Source organism: Aidingimonas halophila (assembly GCF_900106955.1).
Taxonomy (GTDB): domain Bacteria; phylum Pseudomonadota; class Gammaproteobacteria; order Pseudomonadales; family Halomonadaceae; genus Aidingimonas; species Aidingimonas halophila.
Genome location: NZ_FNNI01000001.1, coordinates 626,825 through 645,673 on the forward strand (window position 1 = coordinate 626,825; position 18,849 = coordinate 645,673).

The following is an 18,849-nucleotide window of genomic DNA, read 5'->3' on the forward strand; positions in this document are numbered from 1 at the left end:
CTAGAATAGCGCTTGTCGTGCCCACTTCATTCGTTCAGGAATGCGCCGCCCATGTCTCTTGACGACCTGCATCTCAACCTCCGCAATCTGACTTCAGAAGACTACCCTCAACTGAAAGAATTGATGGACAGCGTCTATGACGATCTCGGGGGCGCCTGGCCCCAACTGACCATCGACAAGTTGATCAACGAGTTCCCCGATGGTCAGATCGTGATCGAGGACGACGGCCGCCTCGTCGGCGTGGCATTGACGGCATTGGTGGATTACGACGAGTTCTCCAACCCGCATCAGTACGACGACCTGATCGGCAAGCGCGAGATCATCCTCAACGATCCCAATGGCGACGCCATGTACGGACTGGATGTCCTGATCCATCCCGACTATCGCGGCTACCGTCTGGGCCGCCGCCTGTACGAGGCGCGCAAGGAGTTGTGCCGCTCGATGAACCTGCGGGCCATTCTGGCCGGTGGCCGTATCCCTCAGTATCACCAGTATGCCGATGAGCTCACACCGACCGAGTACATCGACAAGGTCTCGCGCAAGGAGATCCACGATCCGATCCTGTCGTTCCAACTGGCCAACGACTTCCTGGTCAAGCGGTTGCTGCGCAAGTATCTGCCCGAGGACGAAAAGTCTCAGGGGTTCGCCACCCTGCTGGAGTGGAACAACATCCTGTACGAGCCCGCCGAACGGGTGCTGGAAACGCGCAAGACTCAGGTGCGGGTCGGTGCCGTGCAGTGGCAGATGCGGGAGTTCGACTCGGTGGAATCGGTGCTGCAGCAGGTGGAGTACTTCGTCGACGCGCTCTCCGATTACCAGAGCGACTTTGCGGTATTCCCCGAGCTGTTCAACGCCCCGTTGATGGGCCTGCAGGATCGTGCCGCACAACAGGACCAACAGGCGGCCATCCGCTTCCTGGGCGGTTTCACCGAACAGTTCGTCACCGAGCTCTCGCGCATGGCGGTGGCCTACAACATCAACATCGTCGCCGGCTCGATGATCGAGATGCGCGAAGACGAGCGCCTTTACAACGTCAGCTACCTGTGTCATCGCGACGGCACCATCGAGCATCAGGACAAGCTGCACATCACTCCCCAGGAGCGCCGCGACTGGGTCATCGACGGCGGTGATGAGCTACGCGTTTTCGATACCGATGCCGGCCGCATCGGTATCCAGATCTGTTATGACGTGGAATTCCCGGAGCTGTCACGGGTCCTGGCTGAACAGGACATGGACATTCTCTTCGTCCCCTTCTGGACCGACACCAAGAACGGCTATCTGCGGGTCCGGCATTGCGCCCAGGCCCGAGCCATCGAAAACGAATGTTATGTCGTACTGTGCGGTAGCGTGGGCAATGTGCCCTCCATCGAGAATCTTGACATTCAGTACGCCCAGTCCTCGGTGTTCTCGCCTTCGGACTTTGCCTTTCCCCACGATGCCGTGCTCTCCGAGACGACACCCAACACCGAAATGGTGATGTTCTCGGATCTCGACCTGACACGGCTGACCATCGTGCGGGCCGAGGGCTCTGTCACCAATCTCAAGGATCGTCGCAAGGACCTGTTCGATCTACGTTGGCGCGACTGGTCCTGGAAATCCGGGGGCAAGCCGGGCGGTGTCAATCCGGAAGAGACCTGATCGATGTTCCGTCATCTGCGTCATTGGCAGGCCCGCCATTTCGCGCGTCGGCACCCTTTCCCGGAGAACGAATGGACCGAAGCCCGTGCACGACTCCCGCTGTTGTCAGCACTGGCTGAGGATGACGCGCAACGGCTGGGTCATCGGGCATGGCGCTTCCTGCATGACAAGCGAGTGAGCCTTCATCCGGACCTCGTCGAGTCATCACCGCTCGATTTGCCGGCCAATCTGGCACTCGCTGCGCAGGTCTGTCTGCTGACACTGGGTTGGTCCGACGCCGATCATCGCGAGGCGTTCGCCAATGTCCACGAGATCCAGATCCTTCCGGATGCCTTCCGGCGACGGGTGGAAGAGATGGACGAGTTCGGCGTGATGCACGAATATGACGATGAGCGGGCCGGGGAGACGTCCTTCCAGGGTCCGGTGGTGGTCTCCTTTCCCGACCTCATGGCAAGCGGCGAGTGGAACGGCTTCAATGTGCTGATCCACGAGTTCGCCCATAAACTGGATCTAGGCAATGCCAGTGATGTGGATGGTTTCCCGCCGCTCCCCCGGGAGCTCGACCCCCGCGAATGGCATCGACGCTTCACTGCCGTCTGGGATGACCTTCAGGCCCGAATCCAGCGCAGGGAGGCGACCCCCATCGATGACTACGCCACTACGCATCCCGGCGAATGCTTTGCCGTCTGCTGCGAATATTTCTTTAGCGCCCCGGACACATTGAACGACGCCTATCCCGCGCTTTACGAACTGCTGTGCCGATACTTTCGCCAGAATCCGCTGACCCGGCTCCCCGACGATACGCCCCATCAGCCATCATCCAGCGATGCCACCAGCCAGTCCCAGAGCAACGACGCCTCGTCGCGCGGTTGACGTCTGAGCGGCCGTACCAGCCAGAAGCTCTCCATACTGGGAACGGCCAGGTCGAACGGCGCGACCAGATCCCGTCGGCTCTCCAGCAGACGATGGTGGGTCAACGCCACTCCCCCGCCCTGGCTGGCCAACGCCAACGTCATGACCTGATTATCGCAGGTCAAGGCGGGGCATTGGCGTTCGATTCCCGCCACTCCGGCCTGCTCCAGCCAGGTCGGCCAGCCCACGGCAAAGCCGATCGCATGCAGGAGCGTATGGCCGGCAAGATCCTCCGGCGTCTGGAGTCGCTCGGCCAGTGACGGTGCACAAGCAGGACGCATGCGTTCATCGCCCAGGGAGACACAATCGACCTCGCTCCAATCGCCTCGGCCGTAACGAATCTCCAGGTCCGCCCCCTCCGGGCCGAAATCATCCGGCCAGATGGCGCTGACCAGGCGCACGGCGACCGAAGGATGTTGACGATGGAATGACAGCAATCGTGGGGCCAACCAGCTTTGCTGCATCACCGGCGTCGTTCGCAACGTCACTGGACTCTCCGGCGTGGCGCCGAATACTTCCGTAGTTCCCTCGGCAATACGGGTAAACGCATCATGAATACTGGGCAGCCAGGCCTGGCCGGCCGGGGTCAAGGTCAGGCTACGGGGATGACGCACGAACAGTTTCTGGCCCAGTCGATCCTCCAGAAGCCGGATCCGCTGACTGATCGCGGCCTGGGTCACTCCCAGTTCCCGACCGGCGGCAGTGAAACTCAATGTGCGGGCAGCGGCTTCGAAGGCCTGTAACCATATCAAGGGAGGCAATGGGGACATAACGATCACAATGAGAAAGTTTGTTATAAGTTCAGCTTTGCCATAGGGGCCATATTAATCGTTTGTCACTGCCACGGCGAGTCACCATCCTATGACACCACAGCCTAGAGGAGGTAATGATGACGACTCCCGCCCCGATAACCGACGATCACTCAACTCCCGCTCGTGTGGAGATGGGGGAACTCACTCGTTATGAGGACGCGCCTCTGCTTGATGACATCGCAGCCAATGAACAGGGGATCTCTCTGACGTGGACCGATGGCAGCCAGGCGCACTTGCCCTACTTGTGGTTACGCGACCATTGCGCATGCCGCGAATGCCGCCACCCCACGACACGGGAACGGTTATATGTGCCGCTGACCGATATCGATGCGCCCGCCGATGCCAGTCTGCAACAAGGGCATCTCCATATCACCTGGTCGGACGGCCATGAGAGCCTGTTCGATGGGGGCTGGCTGTACCAGCGGCGTCCGGGAACCCGGAGTCAGGATCAGATCCCCGAGCGTCGGCCCTGGGCAACCGACTTCGCGCCGGAGCGCATCAGCCATGCCGCCTTCGTCAACGGTCCGGAGGGTGAACGCGCCTGGCTGGAAGCTCTGCTGCGAGATGGTCTGGTGCTACTCGATGGCGGCCCCATCGCCGACGAGGAAGTCAGCCGACTGGCGGAGAGGATCGGCCCGTTGCGTCCGACCAACTTCGGCGCCCGTTTCGATGTTCGCTCCAAGCCCAACCCCAACAATGCCGCCTATACTCCCATTAGTCTGGCACTGCACACGGACCTTCCCAACTGGCGCCAGCCACCGGATATCCAGCTCCTGTATTGTCTGGAGAACGAAGCCGAAGGGGGAGAGTCGATTTTTGCCGACGGGTTTGCGGCCGCCAATGCATTGCGCGAGCAATCGCCGGAGGCATTCCGCATTCTCAGCGAAACGGCGATCGATTTCCGTTTCCAGGATGATACGCAGGATATCGGCATTCGCGCGCCCATCATCGAGCTCGATGCGGATGGACGTGTCGTCGAAATCCGATTCAACAACTGGATTCGCGATACACTTCACCTGCCGGCCCATGAGATTGCGCCCTGGTACGAGGCGTACCAGACATTCTGGCAACTCGTGCACGCTCCGGAACAGCAACTCGAATTCGCGCTGGCACCCGGCGAGATGATCGCATTCGACAACCGGCGGGTCCTGCACGGCCGGCGGGCATTCGACCCCAATACCGGACGTCGCCATCTACAAGGCACTTACCTTGACCTGGACATGCTCGAATCACGACTACGCGTCCTGGCACGGCAAGACTAGCCAAATACGTTCATGCTCGGCTCACCGCCGCCCACCAACGATACGATAAACCGGGCGGCTTTCCTTTCGATAACTCGATTCCAGAAGAAGGAGACTTAGATGACTCGCTCCCTGACACGCACGACCCTGGCAACCGCACTGGCTTTCGGTACGGTCCAGATCGCCCAGGCCGATGATGAAACATTGCACTTCGGCGTGCCTGCCTGGCCGGGCATTACCGTCAAGACCGAGATTGCCGAGCAGTTGCTCAATCCGCTGGGATATGAAACCACCAGCCAGGAGTTGGGCCTGCAGGTCATTTACCAGGGCCTGGATAGCGGCGATCTGGATGTTTTCCTTGGTGGGTGGCTACCGGCACAAAACGATATGTTCAACCCCCGTGAGGAAGAAGGGTCCATCGTCAGCATTGCCAACAACGTCGATGGCGCACAGATGACGCTGGCTGTCCCGGATTATATCTATGACCAAGGGGTGACCAGTTTCGAGGATCTCGATGAGAACCGCGAGATGTTCGATGGCGAGATTTACGGTTTCGGTTCCGGCTCCGCCGCCAGTGAGATCCTCAACAAAGCGATGGAAAACGACACCTGGGGACTCGGTGATTGGGAACTGGTCGATACCAGCGAAGTCGGCATGCTGAGTGCCGCACGTGATGCAATGTCCCGCGAGGAGCCCATCATCTGGGTAGGCTGGACACCGCACTGGATGAATCTCGAATTCTCCATGAACTATCTCGAGGATCCGGAAGATCTCTTCGGCGAAAACAATGGTGAAAGCGAAGTGCTGACCATCGCACGCAGTGGCTATGCAGACGCCCACCCGAACCTGGTGACTTTCTTCGAACAGTTCGTCTTCGATCATGAAGAACAGAGCTGGATGATCAAGGAGTTCGGCCAGGAAGAGCGTGATGCCGATGCCGTGGCTGAAGAGTGGATTCGCGATAACAGCGACCGTATCGAAGCCATGCTGGATGGCGTCACCACCAAGGAAGGTGACGACGCCTGGCCGGTCATTCAGGCGCAGTACGACCTCTAAGCCTGGCCCATCAGTCAGCATGGTCGATGGCATTTGGGCCGTCGGCCATGCTGCCGTATGCTATGTCGGGTATTGCCGTTCCGGACAAGCTCGACCATGCCGCGAATTCCGCTCATCCCCCTTGCCATCCTGGTGATCGTGTTGATCGCTATCGGCGCGTCATGGCAATGGCTGGCATTTCATCAGCACCTCGATGCGCAATCGCTCATCACCTTGGCTCAGGGAAGCCTGTCCTGGCGCCACGCCTCCTGGGCGATACTGGTCATCATGGCAATCTATGCCAGCGCTTCGCTGATCATGTTTCCGTTGAGCATCCTGGTGGCTGCGACCGGTCTCTTGTTCGGCCCTCTTTGGGGATTTCTCTATGCTCTGGGTGGCACCCTGAGTGCGTCGATAGTGACGTATTGGGTCGGTCGCCGGCTCGGGCGCGAGGCTTTGTTGCGTTACGGTGGCCAGCATCTGCACGGCGCCTCCCGTTATTTTGCCAAGCGCGGCATCCGTACCATGACGATCGTCAACCTGCTCCCTCTAGCCCCATTTACCTTGACCAACATGATGGCCGGGGCATTTCACCTGCGTTTCTTCGACTATCTGATCGGTTCGATCGTGGGAATCATTCCCGGCCTGGTCGGCATCACGCTACTGGGTAGCCAGGCAGGTGAACTGGCCACTGCCGAGGATCGCGGGGAGTTCATTTGGGCCATGGCAGGGTTAGTGGCTGGCCTGGCACTGCTGTATACCGTGAAACGCTATGCCACCTATCGGCAACGTCGCCGAAAATCGACGTGGGGGCGTTGATATATCCGTGGCGAGTCATTTGGTCGCCGGATCCTGCAAGGTCCCCTCCTTAGGCAGTGGCGCATCCTGGTCATCATCCTGCAGCATGGAGCGCAATACCCGTCCCCGATGGCACAACATCCGCCATTCCGCGCCAAGTCGGGCACGCACCCGCTCCCAGGCACTGTCGTCCGCATGCCGAAACGGACCACCTGCGGCAATCACCTGGCGATAGACCTGCAGACAGTGGGCCGCACAGCGCGCTTCATCGAAGCTGCCCGCCATGGCCAAGGCATGTCGACTCATCGAGGCACGGCATTCGGGATCCGCCAGTTCGGTGAGTGCCTCTACCATGGCTGACACATCGTCGGCCTTCAGCAATCGTCCATTCTTGCCATCGCGAAGCACTTCATCCACGCCGGGGGCGCTCACCGCAACAACCGGCAGGCCTGCGGCCATGGCTTCCACCAGCACCATGCCCTGCGTCTCGCTATGCGACGCAAAGACAAAGACATTCATGGCATGGTAGGCATCGATCAAGCGTTGCTCCCGCAAGCTTCCGGTGAAGTGGATACGTGCTTCGACACCGTGACGGGCAGCGACCGATGCCATCGTCGCTCGTGCATCGCCATCGCCTACGACCAGGAAGTGCGCCGACTCATGGTTGGCAAGATAATGTGATACTGCCTCGGCCATGAACGGCAGGTTCTTTTCCTTGGCCAGGCGGCCGACGTGTCCGACGACATAAGCCGACTCGGGTATCGCCAGCGATCGCCGCAATGCTTGACCATCGCCTCGGGCAAACCGTTGGGCATCCACGCCACTGGGGACGACCACGATCTGTGAGTTGGCCCCCCGTCGCCGCAGTAACTGATGAATACTCTCACTCGGTGCAATCACGGCATCGCAAAGGTGGGTGTACTCCGTCGCCAAGGCCACCGCAAAGCGCTGCATGCGGGGTGAATCCCCCGGCACATAGTGGGTGTAATGTTCATACAGCGTATGGTGCGTAAAGACCAGTGGCAGCCCGTAGGTTTCCGCCACACGTACGGCCGTGTCACCGAGCAGAAACGGGTGATGGGAATGCACGATATCCGGATCGAAGGCTTCGATGGCCTCATACAACTGCCCGGGGATCGGCACAGGCAACGAGAAATCACTGCCATTGAAATGCTGGACCGCCGTCACTCGAATGACATCTGCATCGCGACGCCGCTGGCCTTCCATCTTGGGCGCCACCACCAGGACCCGATGACCGGCGGCTTGCAGACGCGATTTGAGCCGCTGGACGGATTCGCTCACCCCACCGACGATCGGCGCATAGGTGTTGGTAAACATCAGGATATTCAAGTGTTGGCTCCCATTCGTGATGACAAGCCCATGTCATTCTCTCCTTGAATAGTCGGCCCTTCCCACGCCGGTAATGTTCCTCCTGTTGCCAGGGGAGGAACCCGTTCGGCAATCCTGTCTTCAAGATAGGCGATGAAGGCCCGGATACGCGCAGGAACGTGACGTCGTTGATCGTAGACTGCATGAAAATCGGCACGCACCCCCTGCCATTCGGGTAGCACCTCGATTAGCCGTCCCGCTTGCAGGTGATCATGCACGTCCCACCATGAGCGCAACAAGATACCATGTCCGTCCACTGCCATCCGGGTCATGCTCTCTCCATCATTACTCGCCAGACGGCCACTCACCTTCACCGTTCGCTCATCATGACGCGAACGGTGTTCGAATCGCCAGGTCGCATAATCGCTGTCATTTTCACGCACCACCAGACACTGATGGCGTGAAAGGTCAGCCGGCTCATCGAGAGACGGCATGGTGGCACAGTACGAGGGCGCCGCACACAGGATGCGACGATTGACCATCAACCGATGAGCCACCAGTCGTGAATCCGGCGGATCGCCGACGATGATGCCGACATCGAAGCCGTGGTCGCTCAGGTTGAGAGGAAAGTTCGTCAGTTCCAGCCAGGCATCCAGCTGCGGGTGGTCGGCACAGAATGCCGACAGAATCGGTGCGATATGACGGCGTCCGAAACCAAAGGTAGCGTTGATGCGCAAGCGACCGGAGAGGTCGGACCGACGATTGCCCAATGCTTCTTCCAGGTCATCGAGCTCATCGAGGATGACCGCACCACGCTCACGGTACAACTCGCCCTCCGGGGTCAGGGTCAAACGCCGGGTGGTGCGATGCGCCAACTCGACCCCGAGGCGGGCCTCGAGCAGTTTGAGCCGCTTGCTGACCGCTGACAGCGAAAGCCCCAATTCCCGTGCCGTGGCTGTCAGACTGCCGTGCTGCGCCAAGCGTTGGAAGAATGCCAGATCGTCGAGATCGGCCATAACCACCACTCTCCACTTCAACGCAATAATAATTTGAATTGTAGCGTGATTATAAATCAACTCATAGCGACTACACTGGCAGAACGTTCACACCCGTCGGAGGAGAACCATGACGAAACGTATTGCTGTCATCGCCGGTGACGGTATCGGTACCGAAGTGGTACCCGAAGGCCTGCGCGCACTGGACGCAGCCTGCAAACGGTTCGACATCGATCTCGAGTACCAGCATTTCGACTTTGCCTGCTGCGATTATTATCTGCAGCACGGTCAAATGATGCCGGATGACTGGTTCGATCAACTCAAGGATTTCGATGCGCTTTTCTACGGCGCGGTAGGTTGGCCGGAGAAGGTGCCCGATCACATTTCACTATGGGGCTCGATTCTGCAGTTCCGGCGCGCGTTCGACCAATACATCAATCTGCGTCCATGCAAGCTGTTGCCGGGCATCAAGAGCCCACTGGCCGACCGTACCGCCGGTGAGATCGACTTCTATGTCGTGCGCGAGAATACCGAAGGGGAATACTCCAGTATCGGCGGTCGCATGTACGAAGGCACCGAGCGGGAGATTGCCATCCAGGAAACCGTGATGTCCCGTGCCGGTATCGATCGTGTACTCAAGTACGCCTTCGACCTGGCCCAGAGCCGCCCTCGCAAGAAGCTCACCTCGGCCACCAAGTCCAACGGCATCTCCATCACCATGCCCTACTGGGATGAACGCGTGAAAGCGATGGCCGAGCAGTATGCCGACGTCGACGTCGACCAATACCACATCGACATCCTGACGGCGAACTTCGTCATGCATCCCGATTGGTTCGACGTGGTGGTGGCCAGCAACCTGTTCGGCGACATCCTCTCCGATCTGGGACCGGCCTGTACCGGGACCATTGCCGTGGCTCCCTCAGCCAACATCAATCCCGACGGCAACTTCCCCAGCATGTTCGAACCGGTTCATGGCAGTGCGCCCGATATTGCCGGCAAGGGCATCGCCAACCCCATCGGCCAGATCTGGTCAGGTGCGATGATGCTCGACCATCTCGGTCATGCAGACGCCGGCAAGGCGATCCTCGATGCCATCGAAGCCGTTCTCGCCGAAGCGGACCCCAAGGTCATGACGCCGGATATTCGCGGACAGGGCACCACGGAAACGCTGGGCCGCGCGATTACTGAACGGATTGCCGGCTGAAACCGTAGTGCCGGTGTTGTTCATCGACTCACTGACAGGGGATACAAAAAGGCACTACCGCATGAGGGTAGTGCCTATAACGTAACGACTCAGTGCGCCGTTGTCATATCGGTCGGGTCACGAAGCCAACCGGGCTGCAATACGGGCAACGTGTTCGCCCTGGAAACGTGCAATCGTCAACTCACGCTCATCGGGTTGGCGAGAGCCGTCACCTCCAGCAATGGTGGAGGTCCCGTAAGGGTTGCCGCCGCCGGCCTGATCGAAGATGTATTGCTCACCAATGCCATAGCCCAGCGGCACGATCACCATGCCGTGATGAGCCAGCGTATGCCAGAACGAGGTGATGGTGGTTTCCTGGCCGCCACCGGTACCTGTCGAGGTGAACACGCTTGCCACTTTACCGCGCAGTGCGCCGTTGGCCCACAGCCCACCGGTCTGATCCAGGAAGGTCCGCATCTGGCCGGCCATGTTGCCGAACCGGGTGGGGCTGCCAAAAATGATGGCATCGTAATCGGCCAATTCCGCCGGCTTGGCCTCCGGCGTATCGTAATCCTGCTTGCCTCCCGCCTTGGCAAAGGCCTCCGGATCCATGGTCTCCGGCACGCGTTTGATATCGACATCGACGCCGGCTTGACGAACCCCGTCAGCCACGGTGTGCGCCAGTGTATCGACATGGCCATACATGGAATAATAAAGCACGAGCACCTTGGTCATAGCTGTTTCTCCTTGGCATCAGGTCCTGAGATAAAGACCGGGTAACGAACACCCACCCAGTCTAATCAAGCGAGTCATCAAGTTCAGCGAATGATTTCGAGCGTTGCATACGATTTTGTCGATCGGTTCGTGACACTGCCACGATGCTGCCGGCCCCTCCTCACGTTTTCATCATCGCACCCGCCTTTTTCATCAGCCCGACACGGCCTCTTGCCGAAAGGCGGTCTGCAAGGAAAGGTGGTCCCGCTGTCGAGGTCGACAGACAACCATCGAGGCGATCGCCATGACGGAGACCGCAGAGGATTCCACATGCTCAGCGACTGGCTGGATCTGACACTGAATGAGCACTCGACCGCAGTGCCAGAAGAAGGGCGTATTCCCTTCGGTCGATATCGCCTGCTCGGACCGGGGATGCTGGAGCTTGAACCCCATTCGGTAGGCTCGCATGCGCATGCCTGCATCTTGTCGGCGGGCATCCATGGCAATGAGACGGCACCTATCGAATTGCTCGGTGAGCTACTCTCGATGATCGAGGCTGGGCGATTGCGTCTGGGGGCGCCATTGCTGATCATACTGGGCAATATCCCCGCCATACAGGCTGGCCAGCGATTCCTCGATACCAATCTGAATCGACTGTTCCAGCGGGGCATCCAGCAAGACGGTGTGGAGCCGGATCGGGCACGGCAACTAATGCGCGCGGTGGACGGTTTCTACTTGCGCCACAGCGGGCTCCCACCGCTGCACTATGACCTTCATACCGCGATTCGTGATAGTCACTATCCTCGGTTCGTGGTCGAACCCTACGACGAGAACGCCGTGACCGATGACGCACAATGGCAATGGTTCGCGGCTGCCGACCTGCAAGCCGTGTTGCATCAGCACCAGCACAGCTGGACCTTCTCGCACTACAGCAAGCACTATCATCAGGCACAGTCCTTTACGCTGGAACTGGGCAAAGTCGCGCCTTTTGGTGACAACGACCTGACCTCGCTCCGTCTCATGCTGTGTTTGCTGAGTGCCTTGGTGGAAGGACGTGAACCGCCGAGCGATCGCGCATCAAGAATGGCCTTTTTCCGAGTCGAACACGAGTTGATGCGCAACTCGGCAGGATTTCAGTTATGTTTCGACGATGACACCCCCAATTTCAGCGAGTTCGCACCGGGGGAACGCTTGGCCCACGATCCGTCGACCGGTAACTTCATTGTCGGTGACCGACCGCTGGCGGTCGTCTTTCCCAACGCCAATGTCGAGATCGGCGCTCGCGCCGCCCTGTTGGTGGTACCATCACCACCACCGACGCCTTGATCACCACGGCACCATCCCGGGCCGGCATAACAACAACGCAGAGGATTCCATGCAGACCGACGACACTTGCACCCGACAGTTTCCATCAGCGACGCACCACGACAGCTCTGCCAATTGGCAGCGGGCCTGTTAGAATCGCGTCCTTTTCCACGCCAGCCACGCAGACTCCCGACCATGTCGCCAGCAACGGCCGGCATGGCCAAACAAGTATCGGAGCCCGATTTATGGCCGCTACGCCTTTGCCACTTGAAGTCCGGAATATCAAGAAACGCTTCGGCGACACGGAAGTGCTGAAGGGGCTTTCACTGCAAGCCCGCCAGGGGGATGTCATCACGCTGATCGGTGCCTCCGGCTCCGGCAAGAGCACCTTCCTGCGTTGCATGAACTTACTGGAACAGCCCAATGAAGGGGATCTGCTGGTTCATGGTGAAGAAATCCGTTTCAAGCAGACCAAGCATGGTCGGGAACCCGCCGACTGGAACCAGGTCGTGCGCATGCGCGCCAAGTTGTCGATGGTTTTCCAGAGCTTCAACCTCTGGGCACACATGACACTATTGGAGAATGTCATCGAAGCGCCGGTGCATGTCCTTGGCAAGTCCAGGAAGGAAGCCACCGACCATGCCCGTTCCCTCCTCGATCGGGTCGGCCTGGCCGATCGTGCCGACTATTACCCTGCACAGATGTCGGGCGGGCAGCAGCAACGCGGCGCCATTGCCCGGGCGCTGGCCATGGATCCGGAAGTCATGCTGTTCGATGAACCGACCTCAGCGCTCGACCCGGAGCTGGTCGGTGATGTGCTCAAAGTCATGCGCGACCTCGCCGACGAAGGGCGTACCATGATCGTGGTGACCCACGAGATGGCCTTCGCCCGGGATGTTTCTACCCAGGTCATGTACCTGCACCAGGGCGTCGTCGAGGAAGCGGGGCCGCCCGACGACGTGCTCGGAAACCCCCGCTCCGAACGACTGCGACAATTTCTCGCGCCCAAGCACTGAGAGGCTTCAGCAATGATCGACCTACATGGCTACGGTCCCCGCCTGGCGGAAGGAGCCCTTGTCACTCTCGAAGTGGCGATTCTGTCCCTGATTCTGTCCGTCGTGCTGGGACTACTCACTGCCAGCGCCAAGATGTCCCGCAGCTGGTTCCTCCATCGACTGGGTACACTGTATACGACCGTCATACGCGGCATCCCCGATCTGGTATTGATGCTGCTGCTGTTCTTCGGTGGCCAGATGGGCGTCAACGTATTCACTGACTGGCTCTATTACCAGTTCGACATTGATATCTTCATCAATATCAATGAGTTCATTGCCGGCGTACTGACGATTGGGCTGATCTTCGGTGCCTACATGGGGGAAACCTTTCGTGGCGCCTTCATGGCGGTCGAATACGGTCAGATCGAGGCCGCCCGTGCGTACGGCATGACCAACTGGCTGGTCTTCAAGCGCGTTCGCTTCCCCCAAATGATGCGTCATGCATTACCGGGGCTCTCCAACAACTGGATGGTCCTGCTCAAGACCACGGCACTCGTCTCGGTGATCGGCTTGTCAGACATGGTTCGCATCGCATCCGAAGCGTCGAAAGCCACTCGTGAGCCCTTCACCTTCATGCTGATCGTCGGCGCCGTCTATCTCGCCATCGCCACCGTGTCGGAATGGGGTTTCGCCAGGCTTCAGAAGCGCTATAGCGTCGGCTTCGGGGAGGCAGACTGATGCAGGCACTCATCGATTGGTTCACCGCACTGCTGGCCGACAACACGATCTTCAATGCCCAGACATTGGGGTACTATGGCAGCGGACTGGTCACAACCGTACAGTTGGTGTTTCTTTCCCTGGTCATCGGGCTGGTCATGGCCGTTCCACTCGCCATCGGCCGGAGTTCGAGGCGCCGCTGGATCAGCTTGCCGATTTTCCTCTATACCTACGTATTCCGGGGGACACCGCTGCTGATCCAGCTCTATCTGATCTATTACGGCGTCGTATTCTTCGAGGGCATTCAGGAAACCTGGCTCTGGGTGTTTCTCGAAGACCCATTCGTGCCGGCCCTGATTGCTTTCACGCTCAATACGGCCGCCTACACGACGGAAATCTTTCGTGGCGCCATCAAGGCGACCCCGCGTGGCGAGATCGAGGCGGCGCGCGCCTACGGCATGTCTCAACGATTGATGATGCGACGTATCATTCTGCCAAGCGCGTTTCGTCGAGCATTACCCGCCTATGGCAATGAGGTCATTTTCATGCTTCATGCCAGCGCGATCGCCAGTGTGGTCACCATAATGGATCTGACCGGGGCGGCACGCTTCATCTATGCGCGCTACTACGCCCCATTCGACGCCTTCCTGTTCGTCGCGGCCATTTATCTGTGTGTGACATTCGCCATTCTCTATCTCTTCAGATATCTGGAAAAACGAATGCTGGCTCACCTGAAACCCGTGGAGCAGTGATACAGGCGTCAAACGAGCGTTGGAAACATGGCGAATTTCAGGCATGTTTCCTCTTTCGACCTGGTCCCGGGTGCGATAACTTGGACAGGTCAACCATGCCACGATGAGACTGTGCATACAGTTTCCAAACAATAAGCTAGGGGACTCATACCCATGAATAGACTCTTGACTCTCACCATGGTCGGTGCCGCCGTAGCCATGACGGCCAGCACCACTGTACAGGCACGCGACTACGATACCGTGCGCTTCGGTGTCGACGTCCCTTACGAGCCCATGGAATACCGCGATGCGGACGGTGAACTGACCGGTTTCGATATCGATCTGGGCAATGCCTTGTGCGAGGAAATCGGTATCGAGTGCGAATGGATCGTACAGGGCTGGGACGGCATCATCCCCGGGCTACAGTCGCGCAAATACGATGCCATCATGTCGTCGATGACCATCAACGACGATCGCCGTGAACAGGTTCTGTTCTCCGATCCGTACATCACGCCGCCCTCGGCCTGGTTCGTCCCCTCCGACTCGGAGATCGAGGACGTCTCGGAAGAGGGCCTGGAAGACTTCACCATCGGCGTACAGCGCGGGACCCTGCAGGATAACTATGCGACCGACATGTACGGTGACGTGGCCGATATCAACCGCTACGACACTGCCGAGGACCTGGTGCTCGACATGGAGTCCGAACGTGCCGATATCGCGTTCCTGGACTTCCCGGTCGGCAAGGCGACATTGATCGACAATGACGATTACGACTATCAGGTCATTGGCGACATGATCACCGAACCCAAGGAGTACTTCGGGGACGGTTTCGGTATCGCCTTCCGCAAGCGTGACGAAGCGTTGGCGGAGCAGTTCAACGAGGCGCTGGAAACTCTCCGGGAAAACGGCACCTACGACGAGATTTACGACAAGTACTTCTCCATGTGATGCCCTCACCGGCCCTGATTATCGATCAGGGCCGGTCCCGCCTTCACTGTCGCGCCTGTATCGAGCGCCGCATGAAATTGAGGATCCAGCGCACCATCAATTGATCGTCGACCGGCGCATGGAGAGAGGCCAACCCTTCCCGGACACGATTCGCGCCAAGGGTCGCCTGTCGCAATGTCATCAGATCCGCCGAGTAAGGCTTGGCGAACTCCGGGTGGCCCTGTACGCCCAGAAAGTGCTCGCCGACCTGCATCAGGTAATAGGGACAGAATTCACTCTCGGCCAATACATTCGCCTGTTCAGGCAGCGCGATCACCTGGTCCTGGTGACTGACGATCAGATCGAGCCCCTCTTGCCAGGGATCCATCCAATCCGCGCGACCCATCACGCGGTTGAATGACATCCCCACTCCCCACCCCTTGGGGCTCTTGATCACTTCTCCCCCCAGCGCCTTGGCCATCAACTGGTGCCCGAAGCAGATACCGACGAATGTCTTTTCCGCCTGCCACAGCCTGCGAATGAAGTCGCCCAGTGCGTCGATCCAGGGGTCACCATCATTGACGCCAAACTTGGAGCCCGTGGTCAGCCAGGCGTCGACCGCCTCGATATCTTCCGGGATCTCGCCATCCAGGCAACGCCAGACACGAAAACTCAGCGTCGGATCCACCGAGGTGAACAAGCGCTCGAACATCTCAGGATAGTTGCCATGAATGTCGCGCAACTCGGGGGCAACATCATCGCACTGCAACAGCCCTATGTTCATCGGTGAATCCCTCCTCTGTGCACGCCACGTCAGGCGGGCTCCGACTACAGTTGTCCTTCGACGGCGCGCGTAAAGATACCGGCATACTGCTCGGCATCGAATGCAATCGGGTTGGTGCCCGATGACGGGTCCGCTACCGCCATGCGGCCGACACGTTCTGCCCGCTGGGTATCGATCCCGATATCAGCCAACGTATGAGGAATGGCCAGACGTTCACGCAGGTCGAGCACCCAGTCGATCACCGCACCGATCCCCGGCTGTCGCAGATCCAGGTAACGACCGAGCCGAACCATCGGCTCGCCGATGACACGCTCATTGGCACGCAACACGTAGGGCATCAGGATGGCATTGAGCGTGCCATGGTGGGCGTCGTACAGAGCGCCCAAGGGATGAGCCAGTGCGTGCATCCCGCCCAGACCACGCTGGAAGGCGGTCGCCCCCATGCTCGATGCCACCAGCATGTGCATCCGTGCCTCCAGATCGTCTCCATGGCTGTAGGCCCGGGGCAGGAAGTCACGTACACGTCGAATGCCCTCGACGGCAATCCCCTCGGCCATGGGGTGATACAGCGGCGAACACCAGGCTTCGAGACAGTGCGACAAGGCGTCCATGCCGGTGGCGGCTGTCAGCCAGGCCGGCATTCCTTGCGTCAATTCCGGATCGAGGATGACCGATGCCGGTACCATGCCAGGATGAAATATGATGCGTTTGACATGGGCTTCCTCATCGGTAATGACCGAGGCACGACCGACTTCCGAACCGGTCCCCGCCGTCGTGGGTACAGCCACGATGGGAGGAATGGCCTCACCATCGGCCTGCTTCCAGTTATCTCCGACATCCTCCATCGACCATAATGACAAATCGTCACGCTGACGGGCCATCAAGGCGACGGCCTTGGCGGCATCCAGTCCCGATCCCCCACCGAAAGCAATGACACCATCGTGGTCGCCCTCGCGGTAGGCCTGCACGCCATCGGCAACATTCCTGCCGGTCGGATTGCCTTTGATATCGCTGAAGATATCGACCTTCAATCCCGCTTCCCGGCAGGCCGAGACACAGGATTGAACCATTGGCATGGCTGCCAGTCCCGGGTCGGTTACCAGTAGCGGTGCCCGCATTCCCAGGGACTCACATGACGTCGGCAGTGCCCGAATACGTCCCACGCCAGTCAGCATCGGCGCCGGATAATTCCAGGCCATGGTGAAACGGGACAGATCGTTGTGACTCATGATGACCTCGTTCGCAAAGTGACAAGTCCGGAGCCGTAAGCCTTCACAGGTCCTTCGGTGATGGCCCATAGCGTCACGCATGTTTCAGATGGAATGATTTTGGCCGTGTCAGGGTCTCGTAACCGATCCGGGACAGCGAGCAGCCTCGTCCCGAGTGTTTGACCCCGGTCCAGGCCAATTCCGGATCCAGGTAATCGCACCGGTTGGTAAACACGGTGCCGGCATCGAGCCGGGTCGCCAGCGCCTCGCCAATGGCGATATCCCGCGTGAATACCGCCGCCGTCAGCCCGAACACACTGTCGTTCATGAGTTCAACGGCTTCATCGTCCGAGCCGACCGGCATGATGCCCACGACTGGACCGAAACTCTCTTCGGTCATCACCCGCATCGAATGGTCGACTCCGGTCAGTACCTGCGGTGCAAGATAGGCGCTCCCGGGGACCGACAGCAGGTACTCGCCGGGATCGATCCAGGCCTGGGCGCCAGCCGCTACGGCCTCTTCCACCTGCCCTCTGACGAAATCCGCCGCCGCAGGTCTGACCAGAGGACCCAGGCTCGTGTCGGGATCGGTCGGCGAGCCCAGCTTCAACTGTTTGACCCAGGCAACCGCCCGCTCGACGAACGCCCCGAAAATGTCGCGATGGACATAAATCCGTTCGATGCCGCAACAACTCTGTCCGGAGTTGAAAAAGGCACCATCCATGACACCGGGAACGGCGTCATCGAGATTCACATCGGCACGGATGTAGGCGGGATCCTTGCCGCCCAGTTCCAGGCCGGTCGCAATGAAACGCCCCGCCGCATTGCGCTCGACCATGGCCCCGCCCGCGACCGAACCGGTAAAGGACACATGGGCGATGCGGGAATCACGAATCACCGCTTCCGTGGCATCGTGAGACATATGCAGATACTGGAAAACACCATCCGGCAGTCCGGCCTCCTCGAACGCCTGCTGAATGCGTTCCGCGCAAAGTGGCGTCTGCGCCGAGTGCTTCAATACCACGCTATTACCCGCCATGATAGCCGGCACGATGGCATTGACCGCCGTCATGAACGGGAAATTCCAGGGTGCGACGATCAATGAGACTCCCAGCGGTTCACGCGTTATGTAACGAGTGAAGCCCGGCTTGTCGGCAAGACGGATCGGTGCCAGCGCCTCTTCGGCCAACGCGATCATGCCTCTCGCGCGCTCCTCGAACCCACCGATTTCCCCGCCACCGGCGCTGATCGGACGCCCCATCTGCCAGGTCAATTCCTCGGTGAGCACATCGCGTCGCGCCACGAACGCATCGACCATCGCCGCACACAACCGTGCCCGCTCGATGATCGACGTGTTCCGCCACTGACGTTGCGCGGTGACCGCCCGTTCCAGCACCGTATCGATCGTCGCCGGCTCGGCCAGTTTCCGCTCCACATAAACCGACCCATCCACTGGAGACACCGTCTGTTGTATTGCCATCGACTGTTCCTCTCTTCGGCTCACGGCCCGATGCTCATGGCTCGT

Annotated in this window: 18 protein-coding genes; 11 read left to right on the forward strand and 7 right to left on the reverse strand. The window is 59.4% G+C overall.

The genetic code is table 11. From position 1 onward, the window contains the following. The first annotated feature begins 51 nt into the window (after positions 1-51). Positions 52-1,638 carry a bifunctional GNAT family N-acetyltransferase/carbon-nitrogen hydrolase family protein gene (locus BLW01_RS03030; RefSeq protein WP_092567998.1) on the forward strand — a complete coding sequence of 529 codons (1,587 nt, stop codon included), beginning with the start codon at positions 52-54 and terminating at the stop codon, positions 1,636-1,638. 3 nt (positions 1,639-1,641) lie between these two features. Further along, positions 1,642-2,511, forward strand: coding sequence for a M90 family metallopeptidase (locus BLW01_RS03035; protein WP_092567999.1), 870 nt, complete (start codon positions 1,642-1,644; stop codon positions 2,509-2,511). Here the strand turns inward: BLW01_RS03035 and BLW01_RS03040 are convergent. Further along, complete coding sequence (locus tag BLW01_RS03040) at positions 2,448-3,320, reverse strand: LysR substrate-binding domain-containing protein (RefSeq protein ID WP_092568000.1); 873 nt, start codon at positions 3,318-3,320, stop codon at positions 2,448-2,450. The two genes, BLW01_RS03035 and BLW01_RS03040, sit on opposite strands and share 64 nt — an antisense overlap. Before the next feature lie 119 nt (positions 3,321-3,439). On the opposite strand from BLW01_RS03040, the gene BLW01_RS03045 reads away from it, so the two are divergent. The 3 genes from BLW01_RS03045 (at position 3,440) to BLW01_RS03055 (ending at position 6,457) form a co-directional block, all read left to right on the forward strand. Next, on the forward strand, positions 3,440-4,624 hold the full coding sequence (locus tag BLW01_RS03045) for a TauD/TfdA family dioxygenase (protein WP_229806323.1): 1,185 nt from the start codon (positions 3,440-3,442) through the stop codon (positions 4,622-4,624). Between the two features lie 99 nt (positions 4,625-4,723). Next, positions 4,724-5,659 carry an ABC transporter substrate-binding protein gene (locus BLW01_RS03050; protein WP_092568001.1) on the forward strand — a complete coding sequence of 312 codons (936 nt, stop codon included), beginning with the start codon at positions 4,724-4,726 and terminating at the stop codon, positions 5,657-5,659. A gap of 96 nt (positions 5,660-5,755) precedes the next feature. Next, positions 5,756-6,457: a TVP38/TMEM64 family protein gene (locus tag BLW01_RS03055; protein ID WP_092568002.1), complete on the forward strand. Its 702-nt coding sequence runs from the start codon at positions 5,756-5,758 to the stop codon at positions 6,455-6,457. Positions 6,458-6,472: 15 nt separating this feature from the next. Here the strand turns inward: BLW01_RS03055 and BLW01_RS03060 are convergent, their stop codons facing one another. Together BLW01_RS03060 and BLW01_RS03065 are read right to left on the reverse strand one after the other, a co-directional pair. Then, on the reverse strand, positions 6,473-7,786 hold the full coding sequence (locus BLW01_RS03060; protein WP_229806322.1) for a glycosyltransferase: 1,314 nt from the start codon (positions 7,784-7,786) through the stop codon (positions 6,473-6,475). Then, a complete protein-coding gene (locus tag BLW01_RS03065; RefSeq protein WP_092568004.1) occupies positions 7,783-8,781 on the reverse strand; it encodes a LysR family transcriptional regulator in 999 nt (332 codons plus the stop codon). Before BLW01_RS03065 ends, BLW01_RS03060 begins: the two co-directional genes overlap by 4 nt. Positions 8,782-8,890: 109 nt before the next feature. Here BLW01_RS03065 and BLW01_RS03070 point away from each other — a divergent pair, with 109 nt between their 5' ends. Then, positions 8,891-9,964: a tartrate dehydrogenase gene (locus BLW01_RS03070; protein ID WP_092568005.1), complete on the forward strand. Its 1,074-nt coding sequence runs from the start codon at positions 8,891-8,893 to the stop codon at positions 9,962-9,964. A gap of 117 nt (positions 9,965-10,081) precedes the next feature. Here BLW01_RS03070 and wrbA read toward each other — a convergent pair whose 3' ends face one another. Further along, a complete protein-coding gene (gene wrbA / locus BLW01_RS03075) occupies positions 10,082-10,678 on the reverse strand; it encodes an NAD(P)H:quinone oxidoreductase (RefSeq protein WP_092568006.1) in 597 nt (198 codons plus the stop codon). Positions 10,679-10,987: 309 nt separating this feature from the next. On the opposite strand from wrbA, the gene BLW01_RS03080 reads away from it, so the two are divergent. From BLW01_RS03080 to BLW01_RS03100, 5 genes are all read left to right on the forward strand, one after another. Continuing rightward, entirely contained in the window at positions 10,988-11,983 is a 996-nt protein-coding gene (locus BLW01_RS03080) for a succinylglutamate desuccinylase (protein ID WP_092568007.1), read from the forward strand. Between the two features lie 224 nt (positions 11,984-12,207). Next, complete coding sequence (locus BLW01_RS03085) at positions 12,208-12,978, forward strand: ABC transporter ATP-binding protein (RefSeq protein WP_092568008.1); 771 nt, start codon at positions 12,208-12,210, stop codon at positions 12,976-12,978. A gap of 12 nt (positions 12,979-12,990) precedes the next feature. After that, positions 12,991-13,695: an ABC transporter permease gene (locus BLW01_RS03090; protein WP_092568009.1), complete on the forward strand. Its 705-nt coding sequence runs from the start codon at positions 12,991-12,993 to the stop codon at positions 13,693-13,695. Continuing rightward, positions 13,695-14,426, forward strand: coding sequence for an ABC transporter permease (locus BLW01_RS03095; RefSeq protein WP_092568010.1), 732 nt, complete (start codon positions 13,695-13,697; stop codon positions 14,424-14,426). Before BLW01_RS03090 ends, BLW01_RS03095 begins: the two co-directional genes overlap by 1 nt. 153 nt (positions 14,427-14,579) lie before the next feature. Next, positions 14,580-15,353, forward strand: coding sequence for a transporter substrate-binding domain-containing protein (locus tag BLW01_RS03100; protein WP_092568011.1), 774 nt, complete (start codon positions 14,580-14,582; stop codon positions 15,351-15,353). A gap of 43 nt (positions 15,354-15,396) precedes the next feature. Here the strand turns inward: BLW01_RS03100 and BLW01_RS03105 are convergent, their stop codons facing one another. The 3 genes from BLW01_RS03105 to BLW01_RS03115 all read right to left on the reverse strand — a co-directional run bounded on the left by BLW01_RS03105 (position 15,397) and on the right by BLW01_RS03115 (position 18,804). After that, complete coding sequence (locus BLW01_RS03105; protein WP_092568012.1) at positions 15,397-16,116, reverse strand: glutamine amidotransferase-related protein; 720 nt, start codon at positions 16,114-16,116, stop codon at positions 15,397-15,399. Between the two features lie 44 nt (positions 16,117-16,160). Beyond that, positions 16,161-17,345: an iron-containing alcohol dehydrogenase gene (locus tag BLW01_RS03110; protein ID WP_092568013.1), complete on the reverse strand. Its 1,185-nt coding sequence runs from the start codon at positions 17,343-17,345 to the stop codon at positions 16,161-16,163. 73 nt (positions 17,346-17,418) lie between these two features. Continuing rightward, positions 17,419-18,804, reverse strand: a complete 1,386-nt coding sequence (locus BLW01_RS03115; RefSeq protein ID WP_092568014.1) for an aldehyde dehydrogenase family protein — start codon at positions 18,802-18,804, stop codon at positions 17,419-17,421. Positions 18,805-18,849 lie beyond the last annotated feature (45 nt).

Bases quoted from the DNA above. Each gene is read 5' to 3' on its own strand.
- BLW01_RS03110 (WP_092568013.1), bottom strand. From the start codon at position 17,345: ATGAGTCACAACGATCTGTCCCGTTTCACCATGGCCTGGAATTATCCG.
- BLW01_RS03080 (WP_092568007.1), top strand. From the start codon at position 10,988: ATGCTCAGCGACTGGCTGGATCTGACACTGAATGAGCACTCGACCGCA.
- BLW01_RS03090 (WP_092568009.1), top strand. From the start codon at position 12,991: ATGATCGACCTACATGGCTACGGTCCCCGCCTGGCGGAAGGAGCCCTT.
- BLW01_RS03030 (WP_092567998.1), top strand. From the start codon at position 52: ATGTCTCTTGACGACCTGCATCTCAACCTCCGCAATCTGACTTCAGAA.
- BLW01_RS03055 (WP_092568002.1), top strand. From the start codon at position 5,756: ATGCCGCGAATTCCGCTCATCCCCCTTGCCATCCTGGTGATCGTGTTG.
- BLW01_RS03095 (WP_092568010.1), top strand. From the start codon at position 13,695: ATGCAGGCACTCATCGATTGGTTCACCGCACTGCTGGCCGACAACACG.
- BLW01_RS03045 (WP_229806323.1), top strand. From the start codon at position 3,440: ATGACGACTCCCGCCCCGATAACCGACGATCACTCAACTCCCGCTCGT.
- BLW01_RS03085 (WP_092568008.1), top strand. From the start codon at position 12,208: ATGGCCGCTACGCCTTTGCCACTTGAAGTCCGGAATATCAAGAAACGC.
- BLW01_RS03115 (WP_092568014.1), bottom strand. From the start codon at position 18,804: ATGGCAATACAACAGACGGTGTCTCCAGTGGATGGGTCGGTTTATGTG.
- BLW01_RS03040 (WP_092568000.1), bottom strand. From the start codon at position 3,320: ATGTCCCCATTGCCTCCCTTGATATGGTTACAGGCCTTCGAAGCCGCT.
- BLW01_RS03070 (WP_092568005.1), top strand. From the start codon at position 8,891: ATGACGAAACGTATTGCTGTCATCGCCGGTGACGGTATCGGTACCGAA.
- wrbA (WP_092568006.1), bottom strand. From the start codon at position 10,678: ATGACCAAGGTGCTCGTGCTTTATTATTCCATGTATGGCCATGTCGAT.
- BLW01_RS03105 (WP_092568012.1), bottom strand. From the start codon at position 16,116: ATGAACATAGGGCTGTTGCAGTGCGATGATGTTGCCCCCGAGTTGCGC.
- BLW01_RS03100 (WP_092568011.1), top strand. From the start codon at position 14,580: ATGAATAGACTCTTGACTCTCACCATGGTCGGTGCCGCCGTAGCCATG.
- BLW01_RS03065 (WP_092568004.1), bottom strand. From the start codon at position 8,781: ATGGCCGATCTCGACGATCTGGCATTCTTCCAACGCTTGGCGCAGCAC.
- BLW01_RS03035 (WP_092567999.1), top strand. From the start codon at position 1,642: ATGTTCCGTCATCTGCGTCATTGGCAGGCCCGCCATTTCGCGCGTCGG.
- BLW01_RS03050 (WP_092568001.1), top strand. From the start codon at position 4,724: ATGACTCGCTCCCTGACACGCACGACCCTGGCAACCGCACTGGCTTTC.